Origin of the sequence: Myxococcus sp. CA039A, assembly GCF_013336645.1 — a bacterium.
In the GTDB taxonomy this organism is placed as follows: domain Bacteria; phylum Myxococcota; class Myxococcia; order Myxococcales; family Myxococcaceae; genus Myxococcus; species Myxococcus llanfairpwllgwyngyllgogerychwyrndrobwllllantysiliogogogochensis.
In genome coordinates, this window is record NZ_JABUMQ010000030.1 from 26,085 (window position 1) to 37,001 (window position 10,917).

Annotated in this window: 8 protein-coding genes and 1 tRNA gene; 7 read left to right on the top strand and 2 right to left on the bottom strand. The window is 66.5% G+C overall.

The window, feature by feature from the left end; all coding sequences use genetic code 11:
* Nucleotides 1–228, top strand: a complete 228-nt coding sequence (locus HR086_RS07415) for a helix-turn-helix domain-containing protein (RefSeq protein ID WP_174463043.1) — start codon at nt 1–3, stop codon at nt 226–228.
* The gene (locus HR086_RS07420; RefSeq protein WP_174465228.1) at nt 225–1,445 is read left to right on the top strand and encodes a site-specific integrase; all 1,221 of its coding nucleotides are present in this window, start codon (nt 225–227) and stop codon (nt 1,443–1,445) included. The genes HR086_RS07415 and HR086_RS07420 overlap by 4 nt, the downstream gene beginning before the upstream one ends.
* A 16-nt stretch (nt 1,446–1,461) precedes the next feature.
* Here the strand turns inward: HR086_RS07420 and HR086_RS07425 are convergent.
* Together HR086_RS07425 and HR086_RS07430 are read right to left on the bottom strand one after the other, a co-directional pair.
* Nucleotides 1,462–1,547 (bottom strand) — tRNA-Leu (locus tag HR086_RS07425).
* Nucleotides 1,548–1,707: 160 nt separating this feature from the next.
* A complete protein-coding gene (locus HR086_RS07430) occupies nt 1,708–3,642 on the bottom strand; it encodes an amidohydrolase (RefSeq protein ID WP_254626227.1) in 1,935 nt (644 codons plus the stop codon).
* Between the two features lie 549 nt (nt 3,643–4,191).
* Between HR086_RS07430 and HR086_RS07435 the strand changes: the two genes are divergently transcribed.
* The 5 genes from HR086_RS07435 to HR086_RS07455 all read left to right on the top strand — a co-directional run bounded on the left by HR086_RS07435 (nt 4,192) and on the right by HR086_RS07455 (nt 10,893).
* Entirely contained in the window at nt 4,192–5,949 is a 1,758-nt protein-coding gene (locus HR086_RS07435; protein ID WP_141642384.1) for a B12-binding domain-containing radical SAM protein, read from the top strand.
* A gap of 6 nt (nt 5,950–5,955) precedes the next feature.
* Nucleotides 5,956–7,101, top strand: coding sequence for an acyl-CoA dehydrogenase family protein (locus HR086_RS07440; protein ID WP_174465230.1), 1,146 nt, complete (start codon nt 5,956–5,958; stop codon nt 7,099–7,101).
* A gap of 15 nt (nt 7,102–7,116) precedes the next feature.
* On the top strand, nt 7,117–8,691 hold the full coding sequence (locus tag HR086_RS07445; protein ID WP_174465231.1) for an amino acid adenylation domain-containing protein: 1,575 nt from the start codon (nt 7,117–7,119) through the stop codon (nt 8,689–8,691).
* An 82-nt stretch (nt 8,692–8,773) separates the two neighbouring features.
* Nucleotides 8,774–9,073 carry an acyl carrier protein gene (locus HR086_RS48355; protein ID WP_141642387.1) on the top strand — a complete coding sequence of 100 codons (300 nt, stop codon included), beginning with the start codon at nt 8,774–8,776 and terminating at the stop codon, nt 9,071–9,073.
* Entirely contained in the window at nt 9,073–10,893 is a 1,821-nt protein-coding gene (locus tag HR086_RS07455; protein ID WP_174465232.1) for a condensation domain-containing protein, read from the top strand. Before HR086_RS48355 ends, HR086_RS07455 begins: the two co-directional genes overlap by 1 nt.
* The last annotated feature ends 24 nt before the right edge of the window (nt 10,894–10,917 follow it).

Sequence of the window (10,917 nt, forward strand, 5' to 3'; positions counted from 1 at the left end):
ATGTCCGAGCCCATCTCCAACAGCTCGGAGGACACACCTACGTTTCTCACCGTGGACGAGGCCGCCGCTTTGCTGCGCGTAAACCGGAAGACGCTCTACGAGGCCATCCGGCTCGGTCAGGTGCCAGGAGTCGTACGCATCGGAAAAGCACTCCGTATTCGGCGGGATGCCCTGGTAACGTGGCCCTCGGGTAAGGGCCGTGATTCTGCGCTTGGGAGTAGACGATGAGCGTCAGATTGCGGAAGTGGACGACGAAGGAAGGGAAGTCAGAGGAGGCGTGGCAAGTGGACTTCGTGTATCAGCACGCGGACGGACAGAAACAGCGAGTCGTGAAGTTCTCGCCCGTTCAGACCCGTCGGGGTGCTGAGGCATACGAACGCGACCTGCGCAACGCCCTACTCAACGGGACTTTCGGAAAGGAGAAGCCAGGGGAGGATAGCCCGCTCACGTTCGAGCAATTCACGCCACGCTTCCTCACCTACAGTGAGAACAACAACAAACACTCAAGCGTCGACAGCAAGCGACAAATTCTTAGAGACCATATCCTCCCATTCTTCGGGAAGATGGCTCTTGAGCGCATTGGTTCAGCGGAGACTGAGGACTTCAAGGCGCTCATGCGCAAGAAGAAGTCGGCGGCTCACAAGCTGAAGGAGTCCTCGTCAAAGCGAGCTATCCAGAAGCGGCTGAACAGAGCGCCCAAGCCCCTGAGCTTGAAGACCATCAACAATGTTCTGGCCGTGCTTCAAACGCTGCTGGCACTCGCGGAAGAGCAAGGAGCCATCCGGCAGGCGACGCGCGTGAAGCTCTTCAGGAAGCTACCGAAGCCTCCTTTCGACTTCCTGTCGTTTGAGGAAGCCGAACGTCTTCTCGCCGTTGCTGCGCCGGAATGGCGCGCCGTGCTGTTCGTCGCGATCAAGGCAGGTCTTCGGCAGGGAGAACTTATTGGGCTCCAGTGGAACGACCTGGACTTGCCGCGCAGCACGCTCCACGTCCGCCGAAGCATCTGGCGAGGGGTGGAGGGCTTGCCGAAGGGCGGTCGCGAGCGGTCGGTAGAGCTGCCTGTGTCCGTCGTGGATTGTCTCAAGGCCCACAGGCACCTTCGTGGTCGATTCGTCTTCTGCCAGGAGGACGGACAACCACTCACCAAAGGCAAGATGTCGGCACCGCTTCTCCGTGCACTTCGGGCAGCAGGCATCACCCGAGCAGTGGGCCAAATCGGTTGGCACGACCTGCGCCATACCTATGGCAGCCACCTCGCAATGAGAGGTGTCCCGCTGAAAGTGATTCAGGAGCTGATGGGGCATTCGACCATCGAAATGACGATGCGCTACGCCCACCTGAGTCCCGACGCCAGGAGAGATGCGGTCAACGTGCTGGACCGCCCGATTGCGCTGGCATGCGACATACGTGCAACACAAGCAGGTGCCCTTGCTAACCACCCGTAAAGACTGAGCAAAGAAGTGCACGAGCCGGGAATCGAACCCGGACGGCCCTTTCGGGCCAGCGGATTTTAAGTCCGCTGCGTCTGCCAGTTCCGCCACTCGTGCGCCAGGAGTTCCGGCACCTTACCTCGCCCCACCCCGCTTTGCATCCCGGTGCAGGCGCCCTGAACCCCTTGCTACCCAAATTCCCCAGCAAGGTGAAGCAGATCATTCCCAGTGCAGCCACTCCTCCCTGCAAACCGGGAGGAGCACCACGGAAGCAGGGTCAGTTCCCTCCCACCGTCGCCCTGCCATTCAGGTACGTCTGAATCACCGGAATCCGGCTGATCTGCGTGGGGGCTCCGCCCCGGGCCTTGTCGTAGTCCAGCGGATTGGCCCCCAGCACGACGAAGTCCGCCACCTTGCCCGGCTCGATGCTGCCCACCCACTGGTCGATCTCATGCTGCCGGGCCGGCTCCACGGTCACCGCGCGCAGAGCCTCTTCGACCGTCACCGCATGCTCGGGCCCGAGTACGAAGGTCTCCGTGAAGTCAGGATAGGCCCACGTGCGCCGAGTGACAGCCTGCTCCACGAACCAGAGCGGGCGAGCCGGCGTCACCATCGAGTCACTGTGGAGCGAGAACGGGATTCCATACCGGCGATCAAACGCCATCGGGTCGAGGTTGCGCGCCCCCTCCTCGCCCAGCATGCCCTTGAACGCAGCACCCCAATACGCCACATGTCCGATGAGGTGCGTCACGCGGACGTCCAGGCTCGGCACCGGCTTCCCATCGGCAGCCACGTAGGCTCCCTTGCGCATATCGCCGATGTTCTTGGAGAGCTGCTCCTGCCCCACCGTGTTGTGGATGAGCAGCACCCGATGCGGGCTCACCTGCTGCTGCTGGAGCTGCGCGAACGCATCGAGGGCCCACTGATTGGCCAGGTTGCCATTCGCATGCAGCTGGAACCGCCAGGACTTCGTCGCCCAGAGCGGGCTCAAGACGTCGACGATGGCCTGCACGTTCGCGAAGTCGGCCTCCCCCTCCTTCGCGTCCGAGCAGTGGCCCCCATCCGCCAGGTACACATAGGGAGGCCCCAGCAGCGCCGTGCAGCCCTGCGTCGAGCCATCCACCCAGAGCTTGATGCCCCCAGCGCCCAGCCACTTCGGCAGCTTGCACTGTGAGTCCTTGCTCGGGTCGCAAGAAGGCCCCGTCGCCTGGATGTTCCCCTGCGTCGCCGCGTCGTGAGTCACCAGGGCCGTGACACGCAGCGGGAAGTCCTTCTGCTCCGCGAGGAACTTCACGGCCTGGACCTGTGACGCGCTCGCCAGTCCTCCATCCGCGATGGTCGTCAGCCCGGCCCGGCGCAGGTCCTGAATCCCTCGCGCGATGTCCTTCTCGTACTCCTCGACGAGCTGGCGCGGATTCGAGTGCGCCAGCCCCAGCGGCAGGCCCTTCTCCATCGCCGCCATGAAGGGCGCGAAGGCCGCGGACTCCTGGAGCAGCCCCGTGTAGTTCCCATTGTCGTCCTCCACCCACCGTCCACCGTTGGCCGTGACGGACTCAGGGGGCTTGCACTTCCGTGCCCCCTTGCAGACGACCTCGAAGGCCTTCTCGTTCACGTACGCCAGGTGCCCCGACTGGTCCAGGATGAGGACCGGACGGTCCTTGCTCACACACGCATCGAGGTAGAGCTTCGGCTGATTCATGAAGGGCACTTCGCCGCTCACGCCGCACTTGCCCCGAACGAACTGCTGCCGCGACGGGTCCAGGTTCATGCCCAGGACGAACTCCTTGCCCGCGTTCGCGCCAGCGGACTTCACCTGCATCGACTGGAGCGCGCTCAGCAGATCCGCATGCGTGGAGCAGTCCTTCGGCGTGTCCAGCCTGTACGGCGGAGGCAGGCACGGCGCCAGGTTGTGGGTCCCCAGGAGGTTCTGGGCCAGCGTCGGCAACAGGTGCATGTGCGGATCGATGAACCCCGGCATCAGCACCTGCTCCGGCTGCAGGCGGACCCACTCCACTCCGGAGCCGAGCCCGTCCGTCACCTCCTCTTCCGTCCCCACCTTCAAGATGCGTCCGAGCCCATCCACGGAGACGGCCTCGGCGACCGTCCCCTGGTCATCCAGGGTGACAATCTTCCCGACGAAGACGGTGGTGCCAGCACCGCCAGTGCCGCCGCCTCCCTTCGTCGCACAGGAAGCCAGGAGGGCGAGCGCCATGGCGGACACCACGGCACGTGCAAGGACATGAGAGTGAACGAGCAACTCTCGACGCAGGTATCGATTCATGCGGCTCCTTTCGAGGGAACACGGCCTATACCAATCGCTCACATCGAGACCTATCGAAATCCATCCCATCCACACGAATCCCCGCGCAATCACTGCCTCCCGAAAGCTGACGCGTCAGCCAGATGTTTTGACGTGTCAAAGCCAGCGCCTGACACGTCAAGGCACGTCGACCCGGCAGGTCGGACAGGTCCGGGCGGCGCCGCGGCCATCCACCGCTCCCCGGCCCGCACTCCCGATGGACCCCGCATCCCACCTGTGAGCGCTCGGACACTCCTGCCCTCCCCGCACACGCCACGTTCTCCTCACAACTCACGCGCGCTGCCTCGCTCTCAGATTCAGCGAGAATTCCGGAATTCACTGTCCTGAAAGAAGCGCACGTCCCAGACCCGGGGACGAACGACTTTCACCGGTCACCCGTCCATTCTCGGCGGCGTTCAAAGACAGGCTTCATCGCAGCTCCACCCCCGGAGAACGCTGCTCATGAGCACGTCGTCCAGTACGCTACGAGCAGACCTCTTTCTCCTGCACGCGCCCAGCGTGTATGACTTTCGTGAGCGCGACGACCTGCTGTTCGCCTATCTCAGCGACTCGGACAGCGTCAACGTCACGTCCATCTACGAGATGTACCCCATCGGGTTCTTCTCCATGCAGGAGCACCTGCGCAAGCACGACCTGTCGGTGAAAATCGTCAACGTCGCGGCGCTCATGCTCAAGCACCCCGAGCTCGACGTGGACCAGCTGCTCGGGCGGCTCGAGGCGCCGGTCTTCGGGTTGGACCTGCACTGGATGGCGCAGTGCCACGGCACCATCGAGCTGGCCAAGCGCATCAAGCTCGTCCACCCCGACGCGGTCATCATCTGCGGCGGCATCTCCGCGACGTTCTACGCGGAGCAGCTCATCCAGTATCCGGAGATCGACATCGTCGTGCAGGGCTACGACACCCTGGAGCCCGTCCGACGCCTGGTGGAGACCATCAAGTCCGGCGAGCGGCGCCTCGTGGACATCCCCAACCTCCTCTACAAGCGCCGCACCCAGCAGGTGGAACGCACCGGCTTCAGCCACAAGCCCGCGACGAACTACAACGACGCCACGGTCGACTGGTCCTACTACCGCGACGCCGTGGACGACGTCGCGACCACCAAGCTCATCATGACGCTGCCCAACACCGGCTGCGCCTATGACTGCCCCTGGTGCGGCGGCTCGCGGTCCGCCTATCGCAACATCATGGGCGTCAAGAAGACGCTCATCTCCAAGGACCACTCGCGCATCGTCGACGAGCTGAAGTCCATGGGCCCCGCCGCGGCGACCACGGGCATCTACGCGCTCCAGTGCTACTCGGAGACGCGCCCGCGCTTCCACGAGTACCTCGACGCCGTGAAGCAGAGCGGCTACCGCCAGCTCTTCGTCGAGCAGTTCCACCTCACCCCGGACGAGACGCTGAAGAAGATGGGGGAGTCGAGCCAGTCGTACATCATGCTGTCCCCCGAGTCGCATGACCCGGTCATCAGCAAGCTCGCCGGGCGCGGCACGTACACCATGGAGCAGATGGAGGCGTGGATTCCTCGCGCCCTCGACGCGGGCATCGCCGGCGTCATGATCTGGTTCTTCATCGGCATGCCCCAGCAGACGCCGCAGTCCATCTTCGACACGGTGGACTACAGCATCCGGCTGATGGAGAAGTTCCAGGGCCAGCGCGTCCTGCCGCTTTTGTGCCCCATGGTCCCCTTCCTCGACCCGGGCTCGCGCTTCTTCGTCGAGCCCGAGCAGCACGGCTACCGCATCTTCCACCGCACCCTGGAAGAGCACCGCCAGGCCATGGTGGAGCCGCTCTGGCACCGGCGCCTCAACTACGAGACGCGCTGGCTGTCCCGCAAGCAGCTCCAGGACACGACGTACAGCGCCGTCGCCGCGCTCGTTCGCGCCAAGGGCCAGGCGGGAGTCCTCCCTCGCGCCATCAGCCAGAGCATCCTCACCGCCATCTCCGACACCCAGGAGCTGCTCGCGGACATGGAGCGCGCCATCACCCTGGATGGCGCCCTGCCCTCGTCCCTGCGCGACGTCATCCGCTCCTACAACCGCCGCGTCCTCTCGTACTCCAGCGATCAGATCATCCCCATCCAGCGCCCCTTCGGAGGCCGCTGGTTCGACGACTTCACCGTCCCCCCGGAGCTGCTCGCCCAGGTCATGTCTCCGCGTCCACGGGCCCCCGTGCCCGCGCTCACGGGAAGCGGAGGCTGAGCCGTCATGGACTTCGCGTGGACACCCGACGAGCGGCGGATGAAGGCCGCGGCGGTCGCCTTCGGCCGCGAGCGCCTCGCCTTCGACGTCGTCACCCTCGACGCCGAGGGCACCTTCAACCGCGAAGGGTGGCACCGGCTCGCCAGCTTCGGTGCCGCGGGCTTTCCCATTCCGCGCCGGTATGGCGGCGCGGAGCACCCGGTGCCCATCACCGCCCAGGCGCTGGAGGGGCTCGGGTACGGCTGCGCCGACAACGGGCTGCTCTTCGCGCTGGGCGCCCACCTGTGGGCCTGTGCGCTCCCCATCCTGCTCTTCGGCACGGAGGCGCAGAAGGAGCGCTACCTGCCGGCGCTCGCGCGCGGAGAGATGCTGGGGGGCCACGCCATGACGGAGCCCGAGGCGGGCTCCGACGTCGCCGCCCTCCAGACCACCGCGACGCGCAAGGGCGAAGGCTACGTCATCCAGGGCCGCAAGGTCTTCGTCACCAACGGCCCCGTGGCGGACCTCCTGCTCGTCTTCGCCACCGTGGACGCCTCCCGGGGACGCGACGGCCTGACGGCCTTCCTCGTGGAGAAGGGTCAGCCCGGGCTCCACGTGGAGCGCACCGTCCCGAAGATGGGCCTGCGCACCGCGAGCATGGGCGAGCTGCGGCTCGACGACTGCGAGGTCCCCGCGAGCAACCGCCTGGGTGACGAGGGCGGCGGGCTTGCCCTCTTCTCGCAGATGATGGAGTACGAGCGCGGCCTCATCCTCGCGCCCGCGCTGGGGGCGATGGAGCGCACGCTGGAGCGTTGCATCCGCCGCGCCCGTGAGCGCCAGCAGTTCGGCAGGCCCATCGGTGGCTTCCAGGCCATCTCCAGCAAGCTGGTGGAGATGAAGCTGCGGCTGGAGACGGCGCGGGGCCTCTTGTACCGCTTCGCCTGGCTCAAGCAGCAGGGCCGCTCGGCCATGTTCGAGGCCTCCCTCGTCAAGCTCCACGTCAGCGAGTCCTGGGTCCAGACGAGCCTGGAGGCGGTGCAGCTCCACGGAGGGCTGGGCTACCTCACCGAGACGGAGTTGGAGCGGGAAGTGCGTGACGCATTGGGGAGCCGGATTTTCTCCGGCACCTCGGAGCTCCAGCGAGAGCTCGTGGCCCGCTCCATGGGCCTGTGACGGAGAACCACAGCCATGTTGTTCCAGTATCTTGAAGACAGCGCCAGGGCCCACTCGGCCCGGATCGCCGTCATCGACGGAGAGCGGACCTACTCCTACGAAGAGCTCGAGGCGGCGTCGAATCAGATGGCCCGCACGCTCAGGAACCAGGGCATCGGCCGGGGCGACCGCGTGGGCCTGCACCTCGACAAGTCCCTGGAGGCCATCATCGGTCTCTTCGGCATCCTGAAGGCCGGTGCCGCCTACGTCCCCATCGACCCCGCCTCGCCCGAGTGGCGGCTGAACTTCATCGCCCGGGACTGCGCGCTCTCGGGTGTCATTTCCATCCCCACCTGGCATGCCTCCCTGCGCGCCGTGGAGAGTCTGCGCTGCATCATCCTGGTGGAGGCCCGCCCGACGAACACGCTCCGCCTCCCCCAGGAACAGGGCGCCCCCGTGACTCTCACCTGGGCCGACGTGCGAGCCCAGTCCAGCGCCCCGGTGGAGCCACTCGCCGAGTCCTCCCCCGAGGACCTCGCGTACATCCTCTACACCTCCGGCTCCACGGGGCAGCCCAAGGGCGTCATGCTCAGCCACCGTGCCGGGCACGCCTTCGTCGACTGGGCCTTCAACGTCGCGGGAGTGCGCCCCGGGGACCGCGTCTCCAGCCACGCGCCCCTCCACTTCGACCTGTCGGTCTTCGACGTCTTCGCGACCGCGAAGGGCGCCGCGACACTGGTGCTCGTCCCCACCTCGCTCTCCGTCTTCCCCCGCGAGCTGGCGGACTTCATCGCGTACAAGCACATCGCCATCTGGTACTCGGTCCCCTCGGTGCTCACGCAGTTGGTGGCCCGGGGCGAGCTGTCGCGGCACGGCTTTCCGAACCTGCGCACCGTGCTCTTCGCCGGTGAGGTCTTCCCGCTCAAGTATCTGCGCCAGCTCGTCCTCACCCTGCCCAGGCCGCGCTACCTCAACCTCTACGGCCCCACCGAGACGAACGTCTGCACGTTCCACCTCGTCACCCCCGCGGACCTCGCGCGCTCCGAGCCCCTGCCCATTGGCCAGGTCTGCTGTGGGGACGAGGTCTTCGTCATCCGCGATGACGGCATCCTCGCGGGAGCTGGCGAAGAGGGAGAGCTGTGCGTCGCGGGCCCCACGCTGATGAGCGGGTACTGGGGCATGGAGGAGCGCACACGTCAGGTGCTCGGGCCCATTCCGGGCCACGCCTTCGCCTATCGGACCGGAGACCGCGTCATCCGGGAGAGCGGCGGCGCGCTGTGCTTCCTGGGCCGCAGGGATGACATGGTCAAGGTCCGGGGTCACCGCATCGAGCTGAGCGCCGTGGAAGAGGTGCTCCTGCGCCATCCGGATGTCGAGGAGAGCGCGGCGCTGACACTCCCGGACGATCTCACGGGCAATGAGCTGCGCGCGTTCGTCGTGCTGCGCGACAACGCGAGCACCAGCCCGCAGGACCTGCGACAGCACTGCGCCAACTACCTTCCCCGCTACATGGTCCCCACGCGCATCGACGCGTGTGAAGCCCTGCCGAAGACGACGACAGGAAAGAAAGACAAGGTCCGGCTCCAGGAGCAGGCACGACAGCTCGTGTGAGCCCTCTCTCGAAGACAGTGTTTGCCTCATCGGGTCACCGACCCGAGGGGATTCGTATTCCCTGAAGCCGGAGTGAGCGTCCGTGAACGAGACAGTGGCGAGCTACACCGAAGAGCAGGTCGCGCAAATCATCCGCGCCCACATCGACCAGGAGTTCCTCTTCCGGACCAAGGACTCCGGGCTGGCTGATGACGACAGCCTCATCGCGCGCGGAGTCATCGACTCGATGGGCATCTTCCGCCTCGTCAACTTCCTGGAGCAGCGGTTCGAGATTTCCGTCAGTCCGCCCGACATCGTGATGGAGAACTTCCGCAGCCTCCAGGCCATCCGGGCGTTCACCGTCACGCGGCTTCGCGGCCGTGACGGGCAGGAGACCGACTGATGCATCCGGACATCTGGAGGGCCTTCCAGCAGCTGCATGCGCTGCGCTCGGAGGCTCCACCGCTGGTCCTGCGCGAGCACATCGAGGACCCGCCCGCGTCCTTTCAGCAGGAGCGCCTGTGGTACCTGGACCAGGCGAACCCGGGCGGCTCGGCGTACCACCTGCCCGTGGCCTTCCGTCTCTCCGGTCCGCTGGACTGGCGAGCGCTGCGCCTGGCCCTGGAGGCGCTCGAACACCGGCACGAGTCCCTGCGAACCTCGTTCGACTCCAGCCGTGGCAAGGTCGTCCAGCGCGTCCGCGCGCCCGGCGCCTTCGTGCTCCCCACCGTCAGCCTGCGCGACGAGGCACAACGGCCCGAGCAACAAGAGGCCCGGCTGCGAGAGGCACTGGGTCGGGAGGCCTGGCGCCCGTTCGACCTCCACCGGGAGGCCCTGTTCCGCGCGACGCTGTTCGTCCTGGGCGCGCGGGAGCATGTCCTCCTGCTCAACTTCCACCACATCATCTACGACGGCTGGTCCCAGGACGTGCTCTTCCGGGACCTCTCGGAGCTGTACACGGCCTTCCACGAAGGCGGCTCCGCGCCCCTGCCGGAGCTGGACGTGCGTTGCACGGACCATGCGCTCTGGCAGCGCAAGTGGCTCCAGGGCAGCGCTCGCGAAGCGCTTCAGGCGTACTGGCGGGAGCACCTGAAGGAACGGCTGCACGGCCCCCGCCTCGCCTCGCGGACGCGGGCTGGCAACGTGACCGCACCGGGCCTGCGCGAGCTGGGACGGCTGCCCATCACGCTCTCTCCAGAGCTCTCCAACGCCATCCTCCAGTTCACCCGGGAAGCGGGCGCCACCGTCTACATGGTGCTGCTCGCCGCGTTCCACGTCCTGCTGCATCGGCACTCCGGCGGGCAGGAGCGGCACTTCGTGTGCAGCCCCATCGCCAATCGTCCGCAGGCGGAGACCGAGCGCCTCATCGGCTACTTCGTCAACCTGCTGGTGTTGCCGGCGGACCTGCGCGGTGACCCGAGCTTCCAGCAACTGCTGGAGCAGGTGCGCGGTGTCGTGGCGGGCGCGCTGGCGCACCAGGACCTCCCCGTGCAGCTCCTCGACGGAGTCGACCTGGGCGGCGAGCCCTTGTCCCAGGCCCTCTTCGCCTTCGAGAACACCCCTCGCTACCCGCTCCAGCTCACGAAGCTCGACGTCGCTCCCGTCGAGCTCGAAGGCGGCACGTGTGACTTCGACCTGTTCCTCGCGCTTCACGAGGAGAAAGGCGTCATCTCGGGCACGCTCAAGTTCTCCCGCCAGCGCTTCGAGACCGACGAGGCGGCGAGGCTGCTCCGCGACTTCGAGACCATCCTGAGCCGGGCCGTATCCGCGCCGGGGCAGGCGCTCTCGGCCTTCCTTCCCGACCTCGTCGTGCCCCGCGCCGACACGCCGCCGGAGCCCATCACCCCGGAGCCCGCACGTGCTCCGCTTCCGCCACCGTCCACGGACGTGCTCGCGGCGCTGGGCGCGGCCAGGCCTGAGCAGCGCCGGGCCTTGATGAGGGATTACCTGCGGGGCACGGTCATCCGCGTCGCGCTCCGGGGACAGACGCCGGACGTCGCGTTCCAATCCCTCCAGGAGCTCGCGCTCGACTCGCTCCGGCTCATCGAGCTGACGGGACGAATCCGCACTGAGCTGTCCATCGACATGCCCGTCTCCCACTTCTTCGAGGCGACGAGCGTGGATGTGCTGGCGGATGAGCTGCTCACGCGGTGGCTGCGCGCGCAGTTGACGGAGCCCCGAGCCCCCGCGGTCGGTGGGCGACGAGAGCTTCTCACGCTGTAGCCACACCACGCGCACAGGGGGATT